Raw genomic sequence first — 25,106 nt, forward strand, 5'->3', positions numbered from 1 at the left:
AAACCAATACGTTTTTTCAGATCCGCCTTTCTATTTAATTTTAATTATTTGAATTCCTTGTTGTTCTGCTCGAGGGTTGGGTAAATGATTGATAAGAATATCACCGTTTTGAAGTAGTTTGATATTCTTAATGGGTTTGTTACTGTAGGGAACCAAATCTTTAGATTCAAAAATCTTAACTTGGGTATTCGGAAAATTTAATTGAATGGAATTTATAATCTGATCCGTGGTGTTTTCATCTACTACCACTTCATTGAAACTAATTTGATTATCTCTAGACTCTAAGCTGATATCCGTATCTTCGGTATTAGAAACAAAATAGTATTTCCACTTTACCGACTTTGCTCCAAATACAGCTTTAAAAATTATTGGTTCTTCTAAAGATGTAAGATTAATTTTATGACCTATAATATGAATACTTCCTAATGCAGGATATCCTCCAAAAACTCCTTCCTTTGCTACTTGGCTACTTACTAATTCCTGACTATTTTCTGAAAGATCTTGATTAGAAAATGAGATCATATGACCTTCATCTATCTTAGAAAAATCTGTAATCTCCTGAGTAGTATCTGAAGTTGGATATATATAAAAAGTAAAGTTGTCATCTTCGCTCAAAGGTTGGAAACCGATATTTCCCTGAGATATAGGAGCTAAAACCTTTATTCCTTTTTCTGTTTTCTTTATTACAAATCCAAGGTTACTTAAGTGTTTTCTCGTTTCATTTTTAGGTACAAGCACTACAGCATTAGATTCTAATAAAACAGGGTGAAAAACCTCTATGTCAAAAATTTCGCGATATTCCATGTTATACTTTATTTGATTCGATATTGGACTTGTTTATTGATCTATTTGTTAAAAGCTTATACTTTTTGATGAAGATTAAGATTCGTTTTGGATATTGGTTCTCCCACAAACTCCATACTTTGATCGTCTATAAAAGATAGCAGACGTACTTTATATAATACTGAGGGCAGGTATGATGTGTTTAAAGAATGCCATACTTGATTTTGTTCTTCTAATGGAAGTGATATTAATTCTACGATCAACTTCTCTATATTTTCATCTGATAATTGCGGTGAATTCAGAGGATCAAAGATTCGGTTGACCTGAAAAAACTTAATAACATGTGATAAAAACTTAAGTGCCTGATCATATTTATTGAATTTGGATACGAACAAAATCAATAACTCAATTCTTATTTCAGGATTTGCTTGGGTTTTTATGCCATTTCGAATTATACCGGCATATTGATCCGCATTTCTAAATTTTCTATCTTCTGAAATATTAATGAGAAAAGGAGTTATTTTATCATTAGTAAAAGAAACAGGATCGTTATTATTTGTACTTATAAAGTCTATAATATTAGATTCTGTAGTACCTACTACATTTTTAAAATACTCATTGAGCTTATCCTTTAAAACTGTTAATACAACATCGACCATGATTTATGCTAGGTTTATTGATTTTTGATGTTTCAAAGGTACCTGACTAAGCAGGGTAAAGGCTAGCACTTGTCCGTCAAATGATTAGAAATTTCCGACAAAAAAATGTCGTAAATAGACATGGTGTCACTTTTACGACACCGAGTTAAACCTTATCCCAAAAGAATCCTAATATTTTTAGACTAGGGAAAGTTCATCCAGTAAGGATGTTGTTTTTAGTACATAGTTGAAAGAAAGAAATTTAGAGATATTTCTCTATTCTATAAATTACACGGACATCCATAAAAAAAGTAGCTGCCCTTGAAAGCAGCTACTTAGGTAATAATTGATAATGAAAGCATCACAAATAAAGAACTATATAGGGCGTTATATAGTTCTTTAACTAATTCAAATTTTAGTATAAGCTAATTTTCCTTTTTCAAGTTTGTGTTTTATAATAGACATTATATTAATTGAAATTAAAGACTAGAATAATTATTTAGTTTACGTAGTGATAAGTCCTTTCAATCTTTTATCTATTTTTCTTTTTTTCAGAGTAATTAGCTTCATAACATCCATAAGTTTTGGGTCTTTACTTTTCTTATATATTTCATTTATACTTAATACTAGTAATTTAGCTTCTCTAGAAGCAGATACACGGTCACTAGTACTCATATTACTCATGCTTCTTTTTAGGAAGTCCTTTGCATTTTTCAATAACTCCATATATCTAAATTTTAAATGAAACACTTTATTTCATTATGGATTCAAAACAATATTTATAAATATTTGTTAATCAATGACTTTATTTTTATAATCTCTAATTTACAGGATATTTTTCATATATTTTCATTTATATTTGTAATTACAATCATTAATTATATTTATGAATTATACTTTGCATCAATTACAGATTTTTCTAAAAATCGCAGAAAAACAAAGTATTACGAAAGCATCGGAAGAGCTGCATCTAACCCAACCTGCAGTTTCTATTCAGCTTAAAAATTTTCAAGATCAGTTTCCAATTCCACTAACCGAGGTAATTGGAAGAAAACTTTATGTTACTGATTTTGGTAAAGAAATCGCTATTGCTGCAAAAAAAATAATCGATGAGGTAAACCAAATAAGTTACAAGACTAATGCGTATCAAGGACAGCTATCTGGTATTTTAAAAATATCGGTTGTTTCTACTGGTAAATATATTATCCCATATTTTCTCTCGGATTTTATGAAACAACATGAAGGTGTGGATCTTGTACTAGATGTAACCAATAAGCAAAAAGTAATAAAAAGTTTAGAAGAAAACACTGTTGATTTTTCACTTGTTTCCGTACTACCAACGCATTTAAAAATCGAGAAAACTAAATTGATGGAAAACCAATTATTTTTGGTAGGAAATACTTCTGAGAAGTTTCATAAAAAAAATTATAACAAATCTATTTTTACCGAACTTCCATTAATTTATCGAGAACCAGGATCAGGAACTCGACATACCATGGAAGCCTATATCGAACGTAACGATCTACCAGTTCGAAAAAAAATGGAACTTACTTCTAATGAAGCAGTAAAACAGGCTGTAATTGCTGGTCTTGGTTATTCGATCATGCCTCTTATTGGTATTAGAAATGATTTAGAAGCTGGACGTTTACAAATTATTCCAGTGAAAGGATTTCCAATTAAAACTATATGGAATCTAATATGGTTAAAAAACAAAAAGTTTTCTCCAGTAGCAGAGGCTTTTTTAAACTATGTTGAAGATAAAAAGGATGAAATTATTAAAAATAAATTCCATATTCTAAATTGATCTCCTCCTACAAATCTCGTAACCTATAATCAGCATTTTAATCAAAAATATTCCTCTTTTATTGATTAAACAACGTACTTATTAAGTTCTTTCAGCTGCTACTTCTACCCTAAAACAAAACAACCAGAGTTCTTTCTTTTTCGCACAAAATCAACGTGTTAATAATTAAAAAACCCTTAAAATCAATAAAACAGGGGTTTATACCCATACCAAAAATTCCCTTTCGATTATAACTTTGAGAAGCACTGCTTTATTAAAATTATAACTCACAATTATGTCCGGTAAAAAGAGAAAAATATCTCAATACGAAAGCGTAAAAGAGATTCTAAATTCATTACAGGGAAAAACGGTTCCTAGTTATCAAGGATTGCATGCTTTTTGGTTAGATCCGGAAGTTTTCATAACTGCTTCCTTATATGGACAACGTCTTATTGCACCAAAGGCAAATAACACTTCAAGTGAAACAAAGGGATGTTGCGGGTCTAAAGATGATTCTCACATAAATATTCCTGCTTCACAACCCACAAAAAAAAGCGATGGTTGTTGTGGATCTCAAAAAAAATCCTCAGATACTGCATCTCAACAGCCAGCAATATCTTCGGTACAACAACCACCAATACATACATCTATTGGAGATTGTTGGCCTTCAGGAGGGCAAGGAGGTGGAGGAGGAACCCATCCTCCTGTATATAAAAGGAGTGATCAGTCTGCAATTATTAAAGGCTTAAAAGGATTGTATCCTTTTGATGGTAGTATTTTTCCAAAATTACTGTGGGATGCTATTGCAACAGCTTCAACAGATCAAATTCAAATAATAGCAAATTGGATTGATGCCGATTGTCCTCTGACGCTGGAAGAAGAAAATTCTAAAAAAGAAGTACACCTAACTACCAGCAATAATCATCTTGCTCTAGCGAACGGAGAATTGCTTCACCCTGTATCTTCTAATACCACAAATCAGGATCATAGAGATAATAAAGGATTAACCATTAGAAAAGAAGTAAGTTCCTTATCTCCAGAAGAACTAGGAACATTTAGAGAAGCTTTGAATTGCATGTTTCAATACACAGATTATTGGCAGGATGAGAGAAGCTTTGACTACTGGGCAAGGATTCATACTAATTCCTGTCAACATGGATGGGAACAGTTTACAACATGGCATAGACTCTATCTTTATTTTTTCGAACAAAAATTAAAGGATTATGATCAAGATATTGCACTACCCTATTGGTCTTGGTCAGATTACGCAGATCAAAACAAAAACACTTTTAATAACAAAGAATATGACTTAGGAGTACTTCCTGAGGCTTATGGCTGTTTTCTTACTCAAAAAGGATTAGATCAATTAAAGAATCAAAAAACAAGCGAAGGAAAATCTATACTTACTAAAAAAGAAATTGCTGCCTTAGAAAAAATCGTAAAAAAAGGAACTATTTATAACTCTGGATTACGTTTTTTAAAAGCAGCTGGAATACCTTATGAAATTATCAATGTAAATAATGTTGCTGTATGGTCTGATAAAATCCGAGCAATTTATAATACCCTTAAAGAAATAAATCCACTTTGGTTTCCAAATCGATGGCCTGGATCTATGGGACCTCTTTCTCATTATCCAACCAAAGATGACATTGATGTATTACTTTCTCTAGACAATTTTGGTGATTTCGGTGGCGGACCATCCTATGACCATCATTATGGTTCTTTGGAAAAAGTACATAACGGAATGCATAACTTCTCTGGTGGTACGAATCCCAATTATCCTTATGAGGGAAATACTAAGTGGCAAAAAATTTATGCTGATTTAGGCCTTACTATAGATCCTCAAAACCAAGAAAATCCTATTTACGGTTGGATGACAGATAATCGAATCACTGCTTTCGATCCACTGTTTTGGGCACATCATTCTAATGTAGATCGTTTATGGGCTCGATGGCAAGAATTACACAACGGAACTCCTCAGGAGATGAATGCTGTTTTGGCTCCATGGTCTATGACCGTTCAGGATACTATGAGCATTCAAAAACTCGGGTATACCTACATGAGAGATTCTGTATTCTATGATGTCTCTAGCAAAGTAGGCTTGGTAAAATTTAATAGTGCACCAGCTACCATTTCGACCAATACATTAGATACACACAGAAAAGCCGAAATAAAAATTCATCGTGTACAACGTGGTAATTTACCAAATGCACATATCAGAGTGTTTCTAAACAGTCCAGATGCTACAATAGATACTCCAACAAATGGAAATGATCACTTTGTAGAAGAAATCTCCACATTTCATGGAAGCTGCTATGGTGGACCAGGACATTGCAATTTACCACTAGACAAAACAAGAAATTTTGACTATAGGCAATTACATCATCATGAACCTAGAAACTATAAAATCAATGCTACAGATGCTGTACAAAGGATATTAAACAATGGCGCCAAGAATATTACCGTACAACTAGTTATTGTAGGTATCGATGGCAAACCCATAGACAATGCTATCTATATAGATGGTGTATCCTTAAACTTCATGGACTAATTAAAGTAACACATAATGGACAATACATATACCACTTTTAAAATTCATCCAAGTATTGGAATCGCAAGGCTTGGTAATACAGATGACGATTTTTATCTAACTCCAGAACAACCTGGGACCTTACCAATTGCTTGTGATGAAATGGGAAGAGAACAAAAAGACTCTAAAGGAAACCCTATAAGGGTTAGTTCTTTTAAAGACAGTAATGATTTATCTAAAATCAAAAAACAAGCAGCAAGATTCAGGATTTTCTCTTATGAAAATGGAGATACTAAAGGAGAAGAAATTAAAGTAGGAGGCAGTTATAATTTTGTATACGAGACTGCAGTTACTGCCCCAAGAATTGTAAAAGGAAAAGTTACAGACATTGATTGGACGGTTCATCTAGCCAATAAAAAAGCTTCTTGGTATGAATTTCAGGAAACCAACGGACAACAAGGGTATGCTCCTGATCATCCGCTTCGCAATCCAGAAGTAACACAACCTGATCTACGAAGACAACTGATTATCGATCCTGGGCCATTAACTGTAAACCTAAAAAACAATAAAGGAGCTTTTGCAAAATTTGGTTCAGAAAGTAAAAAAACCGATACCAGTAAATACAAAAAGGTATCCTATCCACAAACATTTCCTCCTTCGGACATTCAACCAAATGCTATTGAAACCTTAGGCAGTTTATTAGTAAACGAACAAGAAAAAAATATCCGATTGATCGTATTAGGCGGAAACGGAAATTCAGGATCTACCAAAACTCCAGTTATCGAAAGTTTTGTAAATAATGATGGGTGGTTTGATGATATTTCCGATGGTCCTGTAACCGCCAAGATCGAATACACATTTATGGATACCGTTTATGATGGTGATAAAGAAAAAAAGGTGAAAACTACCGGAACGATGGACGTACAAGTCCCAGCATGGGTAGTCGTTGGGTATCCAAGATATGTGCCAGAAATGGAAGATATGATTACCATGGATGAAAAAATGTATGATCTTTTTGTACGTAAAATGGCCTATGACCCACAGGTATTCGGAGTTCCTCCTTTTACCAAAGCAACTAATAGTCCAAAAACACCCGAAGAATTTGATATCTGGAGAAATGAAGCTCATTATAATCCAGATTATTATCCAAAATTTTATAAAGAATTGTGGCCTCAACTACGAAGACCTGATGATTTTAAGTACACTTTTGTCTTTGATTTCTTCGGTGGTGGTGATCCTCATAATAGAGGAACAGGAGGTAATCTAGATTATAAAACACTTTCTATTCCACCAAAAAACGAAAAAGATCCTTACTACAGGTTACGACAATTTGTTTATGGAATCATGAGGAAAACGGATCAACTCAATGCGTATGAAGTAGAAGGCAATTACAACCTAACTTCTAATAAGCCAAGATTGATGCCACTACTTTGTGGAGATAATCCATTAACCAATACCGCTCCTCAAAAATTTCTTTCTATGACAGAAACCCAACTGTTTTTCTTAAAACAATGGGCAAATGGAAAGTTTGTAAATGAATGCGATGAATGGGGAGAAAGTAACTCATCCTGCACAAATCCTTGGGCAAACCCGCCAACAACAGGAATCGGAATTGATAGAGGCGTATTAAGTAATGTATTGGGTGGTGCTTTTTGCCCTGGAGGAGAACTCTCATGGATTGTAGACAATCCTGCAATCTATAGCGAACCTTATAGAATAAAACATGCTACTTATATTGCCGGAGGACTTAGCATTCCGCAACCTATTGCAAACAAGGATGGAAGTACTGCACCTAATATTGCTGCTGGAATAGAACCTGGAGATCTTACAAAGTATATTGGAATTCCATGGCAAGCAGATTTTCATGAATGTACTTTTCAGAACATCAATACTACCTACGAAAAATGGAACAATATTTATCCAGAATCCATTGGTGATCCTGTAGAACAGCAAATAGCATATAATATTCCTTGGTGGCCAGCGCATAGACCTATTGTAGTTCCTGAATCTTTGAATGGTTCTCAGGTATATTGGGCATCTGGAATACCAAACAATAATGCAGGAGATCTTCAAATGGTAGAGGCCTGGAAAGATCTTGGGTTTTTGATATCCGAAGGAGAAGGAATCACACGACAATTCTATCAGGTAGAACGTAATAATGAAGCATTAGGAGACCCTGTACAACCAGGTAATCGTGTTTTAGGTCAAAGTTTTGGGGAATCTAACAAAGAAAATAATTCAAATTAAAAAATCATGAATACAGCTATTAACTCTGTGCCGGAAATTCTAACTGGCATATGGACCTATCGAAGTTTTCTAAGTAATCCTGATCTGGATGCAGACTTTGACTCTTTAGAATTTGGAAGGGGAAACATAAAAATAAACGAAGCTCCATTTCAAACATTAGATGGTCTGATTTATGGTCCTGGATGGGAATTAAAACTAAAAGGATCTATTGGCTACGGCAATCCTTTCACGTTACAATTCCAAGGAAAAGGTATTGTTGGAGGAGCCGAATGGATCTATAATTATTTAGGATATTTCGTTCCGAACTGGATGAATGGCGTTGACCAACGCCCTGCAATTGTGGGGTCTATCGTTAGAGCAATTCCTCATCCTACAGGACCTAATAGTAAATCTACAGCTCCAGCTGGAGTGGTTGCTCAATGGATCGCCGTAAAACAAGATTCTAGTTCATGACCAGCAAAAAACTGACATATGATGTTTGTATTATAGGTGGAGGAGTTGCAGGATGCGCAACAGCAATAGCCCTAAAAAACAAAGCGCCATTTTTATCTGTTGCGATCTTAGAACGAGCAAGCAATATGCTACCCAATGATGCTTCTTTACCAAGAATTGGAGAAACCATTCCTCCACAAGCATCCCAGCAATTACAACAATTAGGAATTTGGGATTCTTTCTTAAAGTGTAATTTCCAACAGTCTTATGGTACCTCTGCTTCATGGGGTTCTTCTGAATTGTATCATAATGAATATATGTATTCTACTTATGGATATGGCTGGCATCTGGATAGACTGACTTTTGATCGGTTTATGATAAAAGAAGCCAAAAAAAAGGGAGTATCTATACAATTTAAAACTAGTGTCTTATCCTCCAAAAAAAAATCCGAATTCTGGTATTTAAAGACCAATTCAAATCAGAAACAGACAATTATCAAATCCCTTTTTGTTATTGATGCTACAGGAAAAAAAGCTGCTTTTTCATGTCTTCAACAAGTAACTAAAATAAAAGAAGATCGAATGGTAGGTATTTACCGCTTTTATAATATTACCAATTCTAATAAAACAGATTTAGGTACTGGCACTTGTGTAGAAACCGATCCATATGGGTGGTGGTATAGCGCTACACTGCCTAATGAAAAACTGGTAATTGCATACATGACAGATGCAGATATTGCAAATAAAATGCAAATTCGAAGAACCCACATTTTTGACAAGCACCTATTTAAAACAAACTATACACGTTATAGAACAGAAAACTCAACGAATCTAATAGAACCACAAATTGTTGCTGCTCACACCCAATTTCTAAGCTCATCCGTTGGCAATTCCTGGCTGGCAGTTGGAGATGCTGCATCCAGCTACGATCCTATTTCTTCTTTAGGAATTTTCAAATCCCTAACAATGAGCCAATTTGCTGCTTACGCTACTGTTGATTTTTTAAAAGGAGATCTCTCAGCGTTACCAAAGTACCAATACATCATTACGCTAGATTATAAAGGGTACTTAAAAAAAAGACAAGAATACTACGCACAAGAACAACGTTACCCTAATTCTTCATTTTGGGAAAGAAGACAACGATTACAAACAATAACTAATTAACCTAAAATTATATATTATGAAACGCACAGAACAACTTTTATACACCTATTTTAATAAGCTTTGGGTAATCCCATGTATCTTGATGCTATTCCTTTCTTGTAAAGACAAGGTTACCGTTAAAGAGCAGGTTGATACTGCGGAGGTTACTATGAATACTGATGATTACAAAAAAATTCCAGCTCCTGTAAAATTTTCTCCCGATATTCCAGTAGATGTAAATCCGGTAATTCAGCAAAAATTCAAGGACAAAAACGACATTTTTGGACTAAATCAAAAGTTTAATGAATACAGTTGGCAAGCTTTTATTGCAATTATGTGGCCAAGAGACGAAAAAGGAAAACCAACAGAAAAATTTACAGATAAAGGAGAACCTACCTGGTTAGGATGGAAAGAAGCATTTCAGGTGTACAGAGCAGACGGAAAAACTCCAGCTCCTTGGGGAAGTCCAAGAACAGCCTCGGGATTAGGTTTATCAGATGCTATTCTATCTAATAACGATGCACGTGTAGTGCTTTCTAAAAACACTCCTACAAGCAGTAAAAACTTTGATATCGCAGATGAAGTAGATCAGGCATTTGCTGGAAAACTTTTTGATCAAAACGGAAATGTAGTTGTATATGAAGTACTCATGAATAAAGAGGAGTTTGACTATATCGTTTCTAATAAACTTTATAATATTAATGGTCAGACTAAGTTCTCAGAAACTGGAATTGCTAATTTTCCTAAAGGGAATTATGAGGAGAATAAATTAGGAGCTGTAGAAATCAAATTTGCATGGAAAATTCTTACTGACAAAGATTATAAAGATCGCTATTATACAGAAGAAGGATATATTATTGGCCCAGATGGCACTTCATTAGTTAAAAAAGATTTAGGAATGATTGGTTTTCATATTAGTCAAAAAACACCGACAGGCAAACAATGGGTATGGTCCACTTTTGAGCATATTGATAATTTAGATCAAAATGTAATTGAAAAAGACGGAAAAACTACAGTAATTCCTCCATCGCTTACAGACCCTAACTGTGAAATTTGTCCTGTAAACATAGATGTTACAAAAAACGGAACAACATATACTCATAATAAAGGAGTTCATGGAGATTTCTGGACAATTTCCAGTAGTAGTACGGATAAATATTTTGCCAACAGTGATGTTATGAAAACTCAGGCAAAACGAATGGTAGATATACCCGTAAGAGTACAGCGAATTAATGAAAAAATGCAGACCTATTTTAAACAGCAAAAAAGTGTTTGGCAATACTATCGATTAATCGATACTCAGTATCCGTTAGATCAGAATGTTCCTCCTGGCAATCACACAGAAATCGGTTATAAAGTACCAAAATCTGTAGTTAACAAACCTGGTGGAAATCCAAATCTTGCATTACTTACCAATATCACAATGGAGACCTTTTTTCAAGGAGAGAATCAATCTGCCTCTAATTTAATGGAAGCAAACCCAGTAAGTGATATTACTATTTTTGGTACAGAGAGTTGTATGGGATGTCACTCTAGTGCTGGCATCTATCTGTACAAGAACGGAAAGTTAACTTCTGGAGATCAATTGAGCGGAGATTTTAGTTGGTTATTAGGCAAAGCACAATGGGAAAAAGGTGTTCCTAAAAAACCCTCAAAGTAGACGGTTTCGCTTAAAATTAATTTTCGATAAAACTACGTAAGTATTATGTAATCTCGATTATCGAGTCAAGTTCCATAACCAAACACAACAGCAATATGTATACCTTTAAAAATAAACCTTGCTCTTGTACTACCGAAAATGCTAATAAACCATCTGGTAGCTCTACAAAAAAGATGAGTGTTCTAAATATACTATCCGCTGTTGTGTTTTTTTTATTTCCTAAATGTGCATTTTGTTGGGCTGCTTATGCTTCATTTTTTAGTTACATCGGTTTCGATCAATTAGAATATAATTCTAAATGGAAATATGTAATACTTGCTCTATTCCTGTTGGGAAGTATTATTTTAATGTGGAAGCATTATAAAAATAAATCCTGGATCAATATTATAGTATACACCGTTGGATTATTCATTTTACTTATTGCCTATTATCTAAACTACAATCAAACATGGTGGTTATATATTGTAGCTTTTTTAATGATTTTAAGTAATTTCCATTTAAGAAAAAATCGAACTCTTAGTCATTCATAATATTTATCAAGTACTACGCTTTTAAAAAACATAGAGTATTGTATATTTATACAAAAAGTACCTTCTATGTCATCTCAATCCCGTTTGGATCGCGCTTATGAAAACGCAAAAGTTATCCCTTTCGATGACAGTTCTAAGTTTATTCTTTTTAGTGATTGCCATAGAGGTGATAATAGTTTTGCCGATGATTTTGCGAATAATCGTAATATTTATTTCCACGCTTTACAACATTACTTTAATGAAGGGTTTACCTATTGCGAATTAGGAGATGGAGATGAACTATGGGAAAACATACATTTTGAAACTATTCTGAGAGCACATAAAAATGTGTATGAATTACTCCAGAAATTCTATTTTAATGATAGATTAGCAATGATTTGGGGTAATCATGATATGGTATATAGAGATCCAAAATATGTAAAAAAGTATCTAAGTTCTTTTTATGATCGAAAGATTGATGATGATGTTCCTCTTTTTCCAAATATTGAATATCATGAAGCAATTATTCTAAGACATACCAATACGAAACAAGACATTTTTTTATTACATGGCCATCAGGCAGACTTTATGAACTATGTTGGGTGGAGAATCAACCGATTTTTGGTTCGCGTCTTGTGGAAACCTTTGCAGGTAGTGGGTATCGCAGATCCTACAAGCCCTGCTAAAAACTATAGAGAGACTAAAAAAGTAGAGAAGCGAATAAAAAAATGGATTTCGAATCACCAAAATCAGTTTACAATCATAGGGCATACGCATCGCCCTCGTTTTCCAGAAGCAGGTGAATTAGCACTTTTTAATGATGGAAGCTGTGTACATCCCAGATCAATTACTGGAATTGAAATTGAAAATGGCTGTATCACGCTAATCAAATGGCAAATTGCTACAACAGATGGTGGTACATTAAAAATAATTAGAGTCCCATTAGAAGGACCTCAGAAGTTAACAGATTTTATTACAGAATAAATCAATGCTGCTATGGAACAAGTACAGCAGATCATAGATCAAATTCCTATACGACATAATTTTGTTTCCTATTTTATTAGTCTTGGTATATTTATAGGATTATTAATCAGTTTGGTAATTCTTCTAAGAACTTCTAAAAAAAGTAAAGCATTTAGAATCTATGGGTGGTCATTACTTATACAATCCATTATAGCTACAGACGTTTTTTTATGCTATACAGGTCTGATAAAATATGTACTCCATTTTAATGACAGTACAGAACCTTTAGTTTTACTTTTAGCGCCATCTATTTACTTATTTGTATACTCTCTTCTGGTTAGAAAACCTATTACAATAAAAAAGCATAGTGTACATTTCTTACCTGCTATTCTATACTTTTTTACACAAATACAATATTATTTAGAACCTATTTCGGTAAAAGTAAATGCATATTTAGGAGCTTACTATCCTCATGTAAAAAGAGCTGTAGTTCCAGAAAACACAGACTACACCTATCAATTGATTAAGGATGAATTCCGATGGTTGGTTTTATTTAGCTTTGTTTTTTACATAGTACTTTCTATTCGCCTTATCATCATACATAAAGCTAAAAGGGCAAAGACAAATTCAGAATACACTAGGATTGACAAATTCGATTTTTCTAAGAATACGTCTATAGGATTACTTGCATTTTTCTTACTGATTTTTATAGTGTATTTAAACTATGATGACGATGGAGGAGATCATTATATTTTTATCTTTCATACCATAATAGTTACTATAACAGGTATTGTTTTGTTATCAGAATCTAGATTTTTCGAAAATTCGTGGATTGCAGATAAATATGAAACTTCTAGTTATAAGGGGCAAGAAATTTCTATAGACGAGATAAAAAACTTCGTAGAAAGTAAAGAGTTTTATTTAACCAGTTCGGCTTCTTTAAAAAGATTATCTGAGGAATTAAATTCGAGTGCTAATTACATATCACAGATCATCAATACCTCTACTGGTTTAAATTTTAATGATTTTATTAATCAATATAGAATCGAACTATCTAAAAAAAGATTAACAGATCCAGAATATGCTCATCTTACGATTGAAGCCATTGGCAACTCGGTAGGATTTAACTAAAAATCAGCTTTTTATAATGCTTTCAAAAAACATGTAGCCATGTCTCCGAAAGCTTTTGTAACCTTACAAAATACATCTTAACACCATTTAAAAAAGTGTAGTATTACAATATAGGACGTATTTAGACACTTTTTTGCTCTAATAAAAAGAGATTTATATCACTTTTGGAAAAACAAATTTTCAAAAGGTATGGATCAAAAAATTCGTCGATACGACTTAGATTGGTTACGAGTAATCGTATTTGCATTGCTTATTTTTTATCATGTAGGAATGTTTTTCGTTCCTTGGGGATGGCATATTAAAAACAATGACATCTCAGAAGGAATGCGGTGGCCTATGTTATTCCTTAATCAATGGCGGCTTCCTATTTTATTCGTAATCTCGGGAATGGGAACTTATTACGCTTTATCCAAAAGAAGTTTATGGCAATTTAATCTAGAACGTTTCTTACGATTAGGAATTCCTTTGGGCTTTGGTATGCTATTAATTGTACCTCCACAAATTTATTTTGAAAGATTAGCTACAAACGAATTTGTAGGATCTTATTTTTCATATCTAACTACAGAAGCATATACAGGAGTCTATCCAGAAGGTAATATCAGCTGGCACCATTTGTGGTTTTTACCATACTTATTTCTGTACTCATTGTTACTATCACCCATCCTAGTATTCCTGAAAAATAGACATACTAAAATACTACAATGGCTTTCAAGGCAACTGACAAAACCTTTCGGGTTTTATATTTTCATCATTCCTTTATATCTCATAGAGACATTAATAGAACCATTTTTCCCAGTAACTCATGCACTAGTAGATGACTGGTTTACATTTATCAATTTTATGGTGCTATTTTTTTACGGATTCTTGTTAATCTCTTGTGGATCTATTTTTTGGGAACGAATTCAATTATTTAAGCAAAGAGCCTTATGGATCGGAATTATCGCATTTATCATACAAACTATCATCTGGGTGATTGGAAAAGACAGCATAATTATTCACTTCTCAGAAGGTATGGTAAAGGTAGTTAATCTCTGGTCATGGATATTAGTACTATTTGGTTATGCTGCAAAGTATTTAAATAGAAGAAGTAACATCCTTGCATATTGCAATAGAGCCGTATATCCTTTTTATATTCTACATCAAACCATTACTGTAGGTATAGGATATTATCTGATGAATTTAGAATGGAGTATCACTCTAAAATTTATCATTATGGTATTAGGAACTTTTCTAATTAGCTGGATTATCTACCACTTTATTATTCTCAAAATTCCATTTTTACAACCATTATTTGGTCTTAAAAAAACATATGCTCAAGAGAAATAATCCTCTTGAGCATATGTTTTTGTTTGTATTACGAAATATAGGTTATTCTATATTTACAACTTCTTCGATCTGAGGAGCATATTTTTTAATGGTCATCTCTACTCCAGATTTTAATGTCATCTGATTTACGCTACAACCTACACAAGCCCCTTCTAACTGAACTTTGACTCTTTTATCATCTTCAATACCTACTAATGAGATATTACCTCCATCACTTTCTAAAAACGGACGAATCTCATCGAGTGCTTTCTCTACATTAATCTTTAATTCTTCAGATGTCATTTTCTATTTTTTTACTGCAGAACATCCTGCCATTGTTGTTATTTTTATTGCTTCTGTAGGCGGTAAACTTTCATTCCTATTCACCACTTCCTGTACTACATTTCTTGTCAATTCTTCAAAAGCCTTCTCTATAGAAGTAGCTGTTTGCAATGCTGCTGGGCGACCTACATCTCCCGCTTCGCGAATACTCTGTACTAAAGGTATCTCTCCTAAAAATGGCACATTAATATCGTCTGCAAGATTTTTGGCTCCTTCTTTACCAAAGATATAATATTTATTGTTAGGAAGCTCTTCTGGAGTAAAATAAGCCATATTTTCTACAATTCCTAAAACAGGAACTTTAATACTATCTTGTTGGAACATAGCAACCCCTTTTCTAGCATCTGCTAATGCTACATTTTGCGGAGTACTTACTACCACCGCTCCAGTAATAGGTAAAGATTGCATAATCGATAAATGAATATCTCCTGTACCTGGTGGTAAATCCAATAAAAGGAAATCTAACTCTCCCCAAGCAGCGTCAAAAATCATTTGGTTCAATGCTTTTGCCGCCATGGGTCCTCTCCAAACTACTGCTTGATTAGGTTGCGTAAAAAATCCTATCGATAAGATTTTTACTCCATAGCTTTCTATAGGCTTCATCTTAGATTTATCACCTACCTTTACAGATAATGGTCTTTCTCTTTCTACATCAAACATAATAGGCGCCGAAGGACCGTAAATATCAGCATCCAAAAGCCCCACACTAAATCCCATTTTGGATAAGGTAACTGCTAAATTAGAAGTTACTGTAGATTTACCAACACCTCCTTTACCAGAGGCAACGGCAATAATATTTTTAATTCCTGGTATTGGTTTCCCTTTGATTACATTAGGTTCCTGAGGTTTCGGTGCTGGAGCATTTACCTTAATGTTTACTTTTACCTTAGCTTTTTCATAGACGTTAGCGTGGATAGCCTTCATCACATCAACTTCAGCTCTTTTTTTGATGTGTAGTGCTGGTGTAGACAGTTCTAAATCTACAATCACCTCATCACCAAAAGTAATTACGTTTTTCACAGCTCCACTTTCTACCATATTTTTACCTTCTCCTGCAACTGTGATGGTCTCTAAAGCCTTTATAATCTCTGATTTTTCTAACTTCATTTGTACTAATTCTTTTCCTAAAGCAAATTTAAATGCAAAGATAGGTCTAAAAGTTAAGATTCTAAAACCGATAAATTGAAATGAATTATCACAATATTGGCAATGCTGATAATGAAATTTTCCAAAAAATGGTACAGTTTGTGTTTTTGGCTATTAAGATTTAAATCTGTAGCCCCAATGAAAAGAATTATCGGCACGATTTGCCTTTTGTTATTTTTTGCACTAACAGCTTCTGGTCAAGGTTTACTAGAAACTGCACAACAGCGATTATCCAAGGAAAATAACGCTGATATATTTCGAACTAATCCTAATAGCTCGGATAATCTTTTATCTCAAAATGATCGTAATTTAGGAAGAATTACCAAAGTTTTTGTGGAGATTGGTTTGTATGCCACGTACTATGGATTGATAGAAAGCCCGATGGAAAGAAAACATAAAGGGCGTAAAGCATTTATTACCAAACACCCTTATTTTATATCCAATAAAGGTAATTACTCATATAACTGGGGAGCAGATACGAATCTATACAGAATTACAGTCACTAATAGATTCCTAAAAGATACAGACCAATTATATGGTAATACTGCTCATATAGATTTTCGGTTTTTAAAAAGAATGAGTTTAGAAGCTAACTATCTACAACTCTGGGAACATGAATCTTTCTATAGCAATAGTTCTCTGGCTACTTATACCATTCTTGCTAAATATAATAGAATCCGAACAGAGAAATTTAATGCTTATTGGGGTGTAGGAGCTACATATATTGCTGGCGAGGTAGAAGAATTTGGTTTTACCTACGGTATTGGTGCAGAATATTTCTTTGTAAATCCATTGAGTATAGAAATCAATTACAATCAATCTTTTATTAACTCTTTTTCTTCAAACAGACTAAACAGCTTATTGAATTATCATATCAATCAATATAAAATAATTGGAGGGTATGAATATTTACGAATTGGTGGATTTAATTTCTCTACAATTTCGGTTGGGTTAGGTCTTTTTATTTAAAAATTAGTGTTCTTAAATCACTACGATTATAGTTCCTTCATAGGATCCCAGAATAATTTTTCAAAACTTTGAATTTGATTTTCAATAACCTCTACACCTTCGCTTTCTAATAACTGCTGCATTAAGTTAGTACCTTCAAAATGATGTTTGCCAGTTAATACACCTTTGCGATTTACTACTCGGTGTGCAGGTACATCTTCTTGTTTTCCAGATGCATTCATAGCCCAACCAACCATTCTCGCACTTCTTGCAGCTCCAAGATATTTAGCGATAGCCCCGTAAGATGTCACTCTTCCGTACGGAATCAATCTAGCTACCTCATATACCCTATCAAAGAAATTATTGTCTGTATTAGTACTCATAGTGTTCCTATTATCCCTCGTTCCAGGTATAAATTATCCTTGCAACGGTAAGCATTACTAAAATAAGCATCAATATTCCCATAAAATAATTGGAATACTTAGTGATAGAAGCAGTTTTCTTTTCAATTTTTAAAAACGATAATACATAAAAATAGAGCGTTACAAAAGTTCCTGCTCCTGCTGCGATTCCAAATATAAAAATTCGAAGCGCATCGTATTCTATCTTACCACTTACACTCATGGCAGCTGCTATTGTACAGAAATAAGGTATTGGTAATACATTTACCAGAGACATCATTACTCCTTTAAAAAAACTGCGAGAACCTGCATGCTTGTATACCTTCATTTTGGTTCTTCTTTGTTTTGCCTTCACAAAAAAATATATTGCCATTAAAAAAAATATCACTGCTCCTGTTCTAAGCAGCATATTCTTTACATACGGATTAAAGAAGATATATTTTGCTAGTAATATTGCGAATAATGCCTGTACAAAAACTATGGAAGATGCTCCGATGGCTACCAAAATACCATTTTTCTTCCCTCTTTCTAAGCACGTTTTAGCTACCGTCATATTGATCAATCCTGGAGGAATTACTCCAACTAGAGAAGCAAAAAAAGTAACTAAAAAGAGTTTAGTTGTTTCCAAATCGATGACGCAATTTAGGTAATTTTAAACTGGATGTAAGTTATAGGTTTATTTTGTTCTAGGTATTGTTTTTCATAAAAAGTTTGAATAGAAGTTACCTCTTCTGGCGAACCCTCCTGATGATATACATTATGGTTCGAATAAAGTACTTCATGTCCTTCTCCATGTAACAATCCTAAGGTATATCCATGCATAAACTCACTATCTGTTTTAAGATGCATAATACCATTTGGCTTTAAGATATTTTTATATCGCTGTAAAAACTGATGGTTAGTCATTCTATGTTTTGTACGCTTATATTTTATCTGAGGGTCTGGAAAGGTGATCCAAATTTCATCGATCTCATTGGCATCGAAAATATACTCCACTAGCTCGATTTGTGTTCTAATGAAACCAACATTTTTCATTTCGTTTTCGATAGCTGTCTTTGCACCACGCCAAAATCGAGCACCTTTAATATCGATACCTATAAAATTTTTATGAGGATATTTTTCTGCTAGTCCTACAGTATATTCTCCTTTACCACATCCTAATTCTAATACAATCGGATTTTGGTTTTTAAAAAATTTCTCACCCCATTTCCCTTTATAACCGTGAGCATTGTTCAACACTTCCTCCCTGGTTGGCTCTACCACATTCTGAAAAGTTTTGTTTTCGTTAAAACGCTTTAATTTGTTTTTACTTCCCACTGATTTTATTCTTCTTATATGTATTTGACTGTTTAATGCCGATTATGTTACGCTAAGATCTCAATTATTTATTTTACTTCTAAAATAAGATCAAACAACTAAGATGATATACCCATGTTAGATTCACTTTCAAATGTAAACTACAATCTAACGCATCCTGTTCTTCAACGGGATTAGTTCAGCTAATACATGCAATGCGCTTCGCTTTTGAATGTAAAGCTTCACTAACCTAAACATAATTTTTTGGTAAAATTAAGGAAATATATACTTACGAGAATACTATTAATTTTAAAATTAGACGATGTCTTTTTTTATATGATTAATTTACAAAACAACTGATTTTGAGTAAAAAAGTTCTTGTTGCACCGCTAAATTGGGGATTAGGTCACGCTACTCGCTGTATTCCTATAATAAACGCATTAATTCATGAAGGTTTTGAACCTGTTATTGCTTCTGATGGAGTAGCTCTTGCATTGCTTAAAAAGGAGTTTCCAAACTTAACTGCTAAAGAAATTCCTTCCTATAATATAGAGTATTCCAAAAAGGCTAGTAACTTTAAATTAAAGATGCTCTTAAACAGTCCAAAAATTGCTCATGCTATTACAGCTGAAAAAAAGGCTACTAAAAAAATTATAGAATCTGATGATTACTATGGTATTATATCGGATAATAGAATGGGTGTTAGACATAAAAGCCTCCCATCAGTTTTTATTACACATCAGTTAACAGTATTAAGTGGAAGTACAACTTCTATAAGTACAAAAATTCATAATAAGTATATCAAAAAATTTGATGTATGCTGGGTACCGGACATGGCTGATGATCCAAGTTTAAGTGGAGAATTAGGACATCCTAAACGAAGTAATATTCCGGTTACTTATCTAGGACCTTTAAGCAGGTTCAATTACCAGAATTTACCGAAGAAATATGATATTATGGTATTGCTTTCTGGACCGGAACCTCAGCGCACTTTATTGGAGAAGAAATTATTTCAAGAATTTGAACGTAGTGACAAAAAAATCGTTTTTGTACGAGGTGTCATCGAAGATCAACACGAAACCTATATTAAGAACAATATTACCGTTCATAATTACTTAACAGGCATTGCACTTCAAAACACCATTAATAGTAGTAACATAATCATATCAAGATCTGGATACACTACAGTAATGGATCTTGCAAAACTTAAGAAAAAAGCATTCTTTATACCTACTCCTGGTCAATTTGAACAAGAATATCTTGCTCAGCGTCTAACGAATAATAAGTTGGTTCCAAGTTGTAAACAAAATGAGTTTACCTTAAAAAAATTATATGATCTTAATATGTATAAAGGACTAAGCAGTTTTAGTACTGACATCGACTACAGGGAACTTTTTCACTTTTTCCAAGGTAAATGAAAATTCACTTCCAATTCGATAGTCGCTTTCTACATATATACGTTCGTGATGCGCTTCGATAATATGCTTTACAATAGCTAGTCCTAGACCAGAACCTCCTTCTTTTCTAGAACCACTTTTATCCACACGATAAAAACGTTCAAAAAGTCTAGGTATATGCGCCTGCGCAATTCCTTCTCCATTATCAGTAACTCTAACAATTACTTTATTTCGTATGAGATTCTCAATACTCACTTCGGTAGTACCATCTTCTTTTCCGTATTTTATAGAATTTACAATGAGATTAGATAACACCTGTTGGATCCTTTCTTTATCCGCATGGACAATTACGGGAGTCTGATAATTCATATCAAAAGTCAAAGCAATATTTTTCTTAGCGGCTTTCATTTCAAAAAGATCAAAAACACTTTGCACTAACTCTATGATATCAAAATTGGTGTAATTCAAGTTAAGATCACCAACTTCGAGCTTTGTGATCATATCTAAATCTTTTACGATATAGATCAGTCTTTCCACTCCTTTATTAGCTCTGTTAAGGTATTTATCTAAAATCGCTGGATCATTCATAGCACCATCCAACAGGGTTAGTATATACCCCTGAACTGTAAACAAAGGGGTTTTGAGCTCATGAGAAACATTACCCATAAATTCTTTACGATAATCTTCTCTGATTTTTAATGTTTCTATTTCAGTTTTACGTTTTTGCGCAAACTTTTCTACTTCCTTTATCAAGGTTCTCATATCGGTAGTAACCGGACTTTCGCCTCTGGTATCTACATCCAACATTTCTATATCATCATAAATTTTTCGAACTCTACGGTAAATAAATTTCTGAACTCGATACTGAATAATTAGAAAAGCAACTCCATAACATATAATGATAAAGCCTAATACAAACAGAATATTAAATTGATTCTGAACATATAAAAAAACGCTCACTATGAGCGTTAGTAGTATTGTTATGTATAAAGATGACAGGTATGCAAACCTGTACGATCTTTTAAAATTTTCTGCCATTATATCACAAACTTATAGCCTACCCCTTTTATGGTTTTAAAACTATCATCACCTAGTTTTTCTCTAAGTTTTCGGATATGAACATCTATAGTACGTCCTCCAACGATCACTTCATTACCCCAAACTTTGTCTAATATATCCTCTCTTTTGAAGACTTTACCAGGTTTTGAGGCTAATAAAGATAATAATTCGAATTCTTTTCGTGGTAATATAATTTCATTTTTATCTTTTACAATCTTGTATTCATCTCTGTTAATTACAAGATTACCGATCTTTACTACATTTTCGGAAGCATCATTTTCTTTAAGTCTACGAAGTAATGCTTTTACTTTACTTACTAAAACCTTTGGTCTAATAGGTTTTGTGATATAATCATCTGCTCCAGCATCAAATCCTGCTACCTGAGAATAGTCTTCTCCACGAGCAGTTAGAAATGTAATGATGGTATTTTGCAAATCTGGTATTTTACGAATCTGTTCGCAAGCTTCGATTCCGTCCATTTCTGGCATCATTACATCTAAAATAATCAAATGTGGTTTTTTCTTTTTTGCAATTTTTACAGCTTCAGTTCCATTTTCTGCTGTTAAGACATTGTAACCTTCGGTAGTTAGGTTATATCCTACAATTTCCAAAATATCAGGTTCGTCGTCTACAAGTAAAATGGTGATGTCTTTTTTATTCATTTTTCTAATTGAATTACTTCAGTAGTGGTAAATATACTAGCTTAAAATGAAGTATCGCTAATTATAGAACCTATAAACAATAAACTAACATAAATATTTCATAACCTTAACATTAAGCTAACATTATGAGATATTCTATAATCATCTAATCTTGATGATCTCTGTAGGTAGTTAACAAATTCATAGTAGCTGTTACAAGATCTTTAGTTTCCATCAACAACCCAAAGTAAAGAGTTGTATTTTTAGGGCTACTTTCTTCTGTTCTTGTTCGTTCTACTTGTTTATTAATTTTATCTGTGACTAAGGTAAAGAGATTTTGTTTTTCTTCGATGATGGCATTCAACTTTCCAAATTCTCTGGTATCAAAAACATCTTTTATACTCACAAAAAACTCCTGTAGTTGGTCCTCAATTTCTTTTAGATCCTTGATTTGATTAAATCTAAGTTTCTTATGATTATTATTTACATGTTTGTGACTATTTTTAGATATATATTCTAGGGATTGTGTAATATCTTCTAGATGCCCTAAAATAGAAATATAAAAACTACTGGCTCCAACACTGGATTCATCGAGGTTTTTGATAAAGTAAAAGATACTATCTCTCAATTCTTCTACTTCCGTTTCCAATTTAGCGATCCCTTTTCTACTCTTTTTTAAGGATGCAAGATCATACTTAGCTAAACTATCAATGGTATTTCCATAGATTTTATTTCCTCGATTTACAAAAGATTTGATATTGTCAGCACTCTCTTCTATCACTCCTTGTATAGAACTACTTTCAGATTTCTTAAGACTATCTTCTGCCTTATCCGCTCTTGTTTTATTTCGATATCTAATGGTATTTCTAACCAATAAAAAGACTGCTACTAGAAGTAGCACTCCTGTCATAATTGGCTGATTAAAATTAATCAAGAAAGCGATTAAAGCTGCCGCTAAAAATGCACTAATCGCAGTAAAAAACCATCCTCCGATTACATTTAATACTCCGGCCACACGATATACAGCACTTTCTGTTCCCCAAGCTCTATCTGCTAAAGAGGTACCCATTGCTACCATAAAAGTAACATAGGTAGTAGAAAGTGGAAGCTTCATAGAAGTAGCGATGGAAATTAACACGCCTGCTACCATAAGATTTACTGCAGCTCTTACCATATCAAAAGCAGGAAGATCTTCCTTTCTAGTCGTAGCCGCAACTGGGACTTCCTCAAACTGCTTTTCGGAAAAATCTTTAAAAGCTGCTGGCGTAATCGAAGAAATTACTTCCGAAATAAAAACGGTACCTCTAACAACACCTCTAGATAGAAAATTAGGACGAAACTTTTCATCACCTTCTCCTTGACGAGATAAATCTATGGAGGTTTTTACTACATTTCTGGCTTTTGTAGAAAACCAAAGTGTGAGTACCATAATTAATCCTGCTCCTAATAAAAATAATGTCGGGGTTTCTGCTTTTCCACTCAAAGAACTCATTAAAAATTCATTCGCAGGCATATTAGATGCACTCCACATCTCATACCCTTCATATGCCGCAATGGGAACTCCTATAAAATTAACTAAGTCATTTCCTGCAAAAGCAAGTGCTAAAGCAAAAGTTCCTACTATGATAATCAGCTTATAAATATTAACCTTTAAAAAGTTCATTACTACAAAAGAAATCAATGAGAGTAATGCAAACCCAGAGACAACTATAGCAAATACATTCGTTTCCAAAAATCCTCTTAAGGTTGTAGAGATGGTTCCAGCCTCTGCATCGATCTTAAAAAGATCTTTTTTAGCTTTTGCCATTTCTTTTAGCGTTTCATATGAGGTTTCAAAATAAGCATTTGCCCATTCTAAAAATCCTAAGCGTGTATCATTAGCAACGGTGTCTACAACTAGTTTTGCATAATTGGTTCCTTTAATACCTTTAATAAAGATGAAATATAAGATTGCTGTTAAGGCAATACCTCCAAATAAAGCTCCTACCCATTTAGCTTTCTTTTCAAAATTGAAAGAGAGTAAAAGCCTAGATATATATTGGACTAATGCTCCTACAGAAAACGCCACCACTACAGACAATAAAATCCCTGCGATAATTTCACCAGCTTTCTTCGTATTTATATAATCTCCTAAATCGGCAACTGAAAGATCTGCATCTGCAGCAATTTTAAGTAAGGCTACACATACAGCTGCTCCTAATAATTCAAATACGATAGATACCGTTGTTGAAGTTGGCATTCCCAGCGTATTGAAGAAATCTAGCAGCAATATATCGGTAATCATCACTGCCATAAAAATGATCATGATTTCATCGAAATAGAACTCTCCTGGTACAAAAATTCCTTTACGAGCAACTTCCATTAACCCGCTAGAAAAAATAGCTCCAGCTGCAATACCGACACTAGCAACTATCATAATAGTTCTAAATGAAATGGCTTTAGAACCTATCGCAGAATTCAAAAAATTAACGGCATCATTACTAACACCAACAACCAAATCAGCAATAGCCAAAAAAGCTAAAGCAACAATCATCAAAATATAAATATCGTTCATATTTTCTTCACAATCTTATAAACCACAAAAGTGTTACTAAAAATCTTGCCGTATGTTATTGAAATGTTATCTTTTTCACACTATTTCATAATCGAAAAGCAGTTTACATTCTTTAAAAACAACAATTGATTCACAATGAATATCCAAGGACTTGAAATTGATTGTGATAAATATATTTCAAAATAAAAAACATATCAAT

General features: G+C 33.4%; 23 protein-coding genes. 12 read left to right on the top strand and 11 right to left on the bottom strand.

The genetic code is table 11. The features are described 5' to 3' along the window. Positions 1 to 30: 30 nt before the first annotated feature. From ABD077_RS01600 to ABD077_RS01610, 3 genes are all read right to left on the bottom strand, one after another. A complete protein-coding gene (locus ABD077_RS01600) occupies positions 31 to 804 on the bottom strand; it encodes a hypothetical protein (protein ID WP_343909842.1) in 774 nt (257 codons plus the stop codon). A 56-nt stretch (positions 805 to 860) separates the two neighbouring features. Further along, positions 861 to 1,442 carry a Pvc16 family protein gene (locus ABD077_RS01605; RefSeq protein ID WP_343909844.1) on the bottom strand — a complete coding sequence of 194 codons (582 nt, stop codon included), beginning with the start codon at positions 1,440 to 1,442 and terminating at the stop codon, positions 861 to 863. A 483-nt stretch (positions 1,443 to 1,925) separates the two neighbouring features. Continuing rightward, positions 1,926 to 2,147, bottom strand: coding sequence for a hypothetical protein (locus ABD077_RS01610; RefSeq protein ID WP_299605190.1), 222 nt, complete (start codon positions 2,145 to 2,147; stop codon positions 1,926 to 1,928). Between the two features lie 160 nt (positions 2,148 to 2,307). Here ABD077_RS01610 and ABD077_RS01615 point away from each other — a divergent pair, with 160 nt between their 5' ends. The 10 genes from ABD077_RS01615 (at position 2,308) to ABD077_RS01660 (ending at position 15,144) form a co-directional block, all read left to right on the top strand. Continuing rightward, complete coding sequence (locus ABD077_RS01615) at positions 2,308 to 3,225, top strand: LysR family transcriptional regulator (protein WP_343909847.1); 918 nt, start codon at positions 2,308 to 2,310, stop codon at positions 3,223 to 3,225. A gap of 274 nt (positions 3,226 to 3,499) precedes the next feature. Next, entirely contained in the window at positions 3,500 to 5,755 is a 2,256-nt protein-coding gene (locus ABD077_RS01620) for a tyrosinase family protein (RefSeq protein ID WP_343909849.1), read from the top strand. Between the two features lie 15 nt (positions 5,756 to 5,770). Beyond that, the gene (locus ABD077_RS01625; protein WP_343909851.1) at positions 5,771 to 7,981 is read left to right on the top strand and encodes a LodA/GoxA family CTQ-dependent oxidase; all 2,211 of its coding nucleotides are present in this window, start codon (positions 5,771 to 5,773) and stop codon (positions 7,979 to 7,981) included. A gap of 6 nt (positions 7,982 to 7,987) precedes the next feature. Further along, positions 7,988 to 8,434 (top strand): hypothetical protein, encoded by a 447-nt coding sequence (locus ABD077_RS01630; RefSeq protein ID WP_343909853.1) that lies wholly within the window; start codon positions 7,988 to 7,990, stop codon positions 8,432 to 8,434. Next, complete coding sequence (locus tag ABD077_RS01635; protein WP_343909855.1) at positions 8,431 to 9,576, top strand: NAD(P)/FAD-dependent oxidoreductase; 1,146 nt, start codon at positions 8,431 to 8,433, stop codon at positions 9,574 to 9,576. The genes ABD077_RS01630 and ABD077_RS01635 overlap by 4 nt, the downstream gene beginning before the upstream one ends. A 16-nt stretch (positions 9,577 to 9,592) precedes the next feature. Continuing rightward, positions 9,593 to 11,215 carry a hypothetical protein gene (locus ABD077_RS01640; RefSeq protein ID WP_343909857.1) on the top strand — a complete coding sequence of 541 codons (1,623 nt, stop codon included), beginning with the start codon at positions 9,593 to 9,595 and terminating at the stop codon, positions 11,213 to 11,215. A 95-nt stretch (positions 11,216 to 11,310) separates the two neighbouring features. Further along, positions 11,311 to 11,745, top strand: a complete 435-nt coding sequence (locus tag ABD077_RS01645; protein WP_343909859.1) for a hypothetical protein — start codon at positions 11,311 to 11,313, stop codon at positions 11,743 to 11,745. A gap of 66 nt (positions 11,746 to 11,811) precedes the next feature. Then, entirely contained in the window at positions 11,812 to 12,708 is an 897-nt protein-coding gene (locus ABD077_RS01650) for a metallophosphoesterase (RefSeq protein ID WP_343909861.1), read from the top strand. Positions 12,709 to 12,720: 12 nt separating this feature from the next. Beyond that, positions 12,721 to 13,818 (top strand): helix-turn-helix domain-containing protein, encoded by a 1,098-nt coding sequence (locus ABD077_RS01655; protein ID WP_343909863.1) that lies wholly within the window; start codon positions 12,721 to 12,723, stop codon positions 13,816 to 13,818. Positions 13,819 to 14,007: 189 nt separating this feature from the next. Continuing rightward, positions 14,008 to 15,144, top strand: coding sequence for an acyltransferase family protein (locus ABD077_RS01660; protein WP_343909865.1), 1,137 nt, complete (start codon positions 14,008 to 14,010; stop codon positions 15,142 to 15,144). 42 nt (positions 15,145 to 15,186) lie between these two features. Here ABD077_RS01660 and ABD077_RS01665 read toward each other — a convergent pair whose 3' ends face one another. Continuing rightward, the gene (locus ABD077_RS01665; protein WP_027394883.1) at positions 15,187 to 15,426 is read right to left on the bottom strand and encodes a NifU family protein; all 240 of its coding nucleotides are present in this window, start codon (positions 15,424 to 15,426) and stop codon (positions 15,187 to 15,189) included. 3 nt (positions 15,427 to 15,429) lie between these two features. Next, on the bottom strand, positions 15,430 to 16,572 hold the full coding sequence (locus ABD077_RS01670) for an Mrp/NBP35 family ATP-binding protein (protein ID WP_343909869.1): 1,143 nt from the start codon (positions 16,570 to 16,572) through the stop codon (positions 15,430 to 15,432). A gap of 177 nt (positions 16,573 to 16,749) precedes the next feature. Between ABD077_RS01670 and ABD077_RS01675 the strand changes: the two genes are divergently transcribed. Then, a complete protein-coding gene (locus ABD077_RS01675) occupies positions 16,750 to 17,580 on the top strand; it encodes a hypothetical protein (protein ID WP_343909871.1) in 831 nt (276 codons plus the stop codon). Positions 17,581 to 17,606: 26 nt separating this feature from the next. Here the strand turns inward: ABD077_RS01675 and ABD077_RS01680 are convergent, their stop codons facing one another. The 3 genes from ABD077_RS01680 to trmB are packed head-to-tail and all read right to left on the bottom strand — an operon-like array spanning position 17,607 to position 19,277. Beyond that, positions 17,607 to 17,942, bottom strand: a complete 336-nt coding sequence (locus ABD077_RS01680) for an MGMT family protein (RefSeq protein ID WP_343909873.1) — start codon at positions 17,940 to 17,942, stop codon at positions 17,607 to 17,609. 10 nt (positions 17,943 to 17,952) lie between these two features. Beyond that, on the bottom strand, positions 17,953 to 18,588 hold the full coding sequence (locus ABD077_RS01685) for a LysE family translocator (RefSeq protein WP_299605159.1): 636 nt from the start codon (positions 18,586 to 18,588) through the stop codon (positions 17,953 to 17,955). 14 nt (positions 18,589 to 18,602) lie between these two features. Continuing rightward, positions 18,603 to 19,277: a tRNA (guanosine(46)-N7)-methyltransferase TrmB gene (gene trmB / locus ABD077_RS01690; protein ID WP_343909876.1), complete on the bottom strand. Its 675-nt coding sequence runs from the start codon at positions 19,275 to 19,277 to the stop codon at positions 18,603 to 18,605. Between the two features lie 341 nt (positions 19,278 to 19,618). On the opposite strand from trmB, the gene ABD077_RS01695 reads away from it, so the two are divergent. After that, on the top strand, positions 19,619 to 20,674 hold the full coding sequence (locus ABD077_RS01695; protein WP_343909878.1) for a glycosyltransferase: 1,056 nt from the start codon (positions 19,619 to 19,621) through the stop codon (positions 20,672 to 20,674). Here the strand turns inward: ABD077_RS01695 and ABD077_RS01700 are convergent. The 3 genes from ABD077_RS01700 to ABD077_RS01710 all read right to left on the bottom strand — a co-directional run bounded on the left by ABD077_RS01700 (position 20,612) and on the right by ABD077_RS01710 (position 24,907). Next, positions 20,612 to 21,691, bottom strand: coding sequence for a sensor histidine kinase (locus ABD077_RS01700; protein ID WP_343909880.1), 1,080 nt, complete (start codon positions 21,689 to 21,691; stop codon positions 20,612 to 20,614). The genes ABD077_RS01695 and ABD077_RS01700 overlap by 63 nt on opposite strands. After that, positions 21,691 to 22,374 carry a response regulator transcription factor gene (locus ABD077_RS01705; RefSeq protein WP_343909882.1) on the bottom strand — a complete coding sequence of 228 codons (684 nt, stop codon included), beginning with the start codon at positions 22,372 to 22,374 and terminating at the stop codon, positions 21,691 to 21,693. Before ABD077_RS01705 ends, ABD077_RS01700 begins: the two co-directional genes overlap by 1 nt. A gap of 145 nt (positions 22,375 to 22,519) precedes the next feature. After that, positions 22,520 to 24,907 carry an inorganic phosphate transporter gene (locus ABD077_RS01710; RefSeq protein ID WP_343909884.1) on the bottom strand — a complete coding sequence of 796 codons (2,388 nt, stop codon included), beginning with the start codon at positions 24,905 to 24,907 and terminating at the stop codon, positions 22,520 to 22,522. Positions 24,908 to 25,106 lie beyond the last annotated feature (199 nt).

Source organism: Aquimarina litoralis, from assembly GCF_039523995.1.
In the GTDB taxonomy this organism is placed as follows: Bacteria; Bacteroidota; Bacteroidia; order Flavobacteriales; family Flavobacteriaceae; genus Aquimarina; species Aquimarina litoralis.

Coding starts and splice junctions, on each gene's coding strand:
- ABD077_RS01630 (WP_343909853.1), top strand. CDS start 7,988: ATGAATACAGCTATTAACTCTGTGCCGGAAATTCTAACTGGCATATGG.
- ABD077_RS01625 (WP_343909851.1), top strand. CDS start 5,771: ATGGACAATACATATACCACTTTTAAAATTCATCCAAGTATTGGAATC.
- ABD077_RS01665 (WP_027394883.1), bottom strand. CDS start 15,426: ATGACATCTGAAGAATTAAAGATTAATGTAGAGAAAGCACTCGATGAG.
- ABD077_RS01660 (WP_343909865.1), top strand. CDS start 14,008: ATGGATCAAAAAATTCGTCGATACGACTTAGATTGGTTACGAGTAATC.
- ABD077_RS01635 (WP_343909855.1), top strand. CDS start 8,431: ATGACCAGCAAAAAACTGACATATGATGTTTGTATTATAGGTGGAGGA.
- ABD077_RS01670 (WP_343909869.1), bottom strand. CDS start 16,572: ATGAAGTTAGAAAAATCAGAGATTATAAAGGCTTTAGAGACCATCACA.
- ABD077_RS01610 (WP_299605190.1), bottom strand. CDS start 2,147: ATGGAGTTATTGAAAAATGCAAAGGACTTCCTAAAAAGAAGCATGAGT.
- ABD077_RS01615 (WP_343909847.1), top strand. CDS start 2,308: ATGAATTATACTTTGCATCAATTACAGATTTTTCTAAAAATCGCAGAA.
- ABD077_RS01600 (WP_343909842.1), bottom strand. CDS start 804: ATGGAATATCGCGAAATTTTTGACATAGAGGTTTTTCACCCTGTTTTA.
- ABD077_RS01680 (WP_343909873.1), bottom strand. CDS start 17,942: ATGAGTACTAATACAGACAATAATTTCTTTGATAGGGTATATGAGGTA.
- ABD077_RS01655 (WP_343909863.1), top strand. CDS start 12,721: ATGGAACAAGTACAGCAGATCATAGATCAAATTCCTATACGACATAAT.
- ABD077_RS01700 (WP_343909880.1), bottom strand. CDS start 21,691: ATGGCAGAAAATTTTAAAAGATCGTACAGGTTTGCATACCTGTCATCT.
- ABD077_RS01640 (WP_343909857.1), top strand. CDS start 9,593: ATGAAACGCACAGAACAACTTTTATACACCTATTTTAATAAGCTTTGG.
- ABD077_RS01605 (WP_343909844.1), bottom strand. CDS start 1,442: ATGGTCGATGTTGTATTAACAGTTTTAAAGGATAAGCTCAATGAGTAT.
- ABD077_RS01705 (WP_343909882.1), bottom strand. CDS start 22,374: ATGAATAAAAAAGACATCACCATTTTACTTGTAGACGACGAACCTGAT.
- ABD077_RS01645 (WP_343909859.1), top strand. CDS start 11,311: ATGTATACCTTTAAAAATAAACCTTGCTCTTGTACTACCGAAAATGCT.
- ABD077_RS01620 (WP_343909849.1), top strand. CDS start 3,500: ATGTCCGGTAAAAAGAGAAAAATATCTCAATACGAAAGCGTAAAAGAG.
- ABD077_RS01650 (WP_343909861.1), top strand. CDS start 11,812: ATGTCATCTCAATCCCGTTTGGATCGCGCTTATGAAAACGCAAAAGTT.
- ABD077_RS01675 (WP_343909871.1), top strand. CDS start 16,750: ATGAAAAGAATTATCGGCACGATTTGCCTTTTGTTATTTTTTGCACTA.
- ABD077_RS01710 (WP_343909884.1), bottom strand. CDS start 24,907: ATGAACGATATTTATATTTTGATGATTGTTGCTTTAGCTTTTTTGGCT.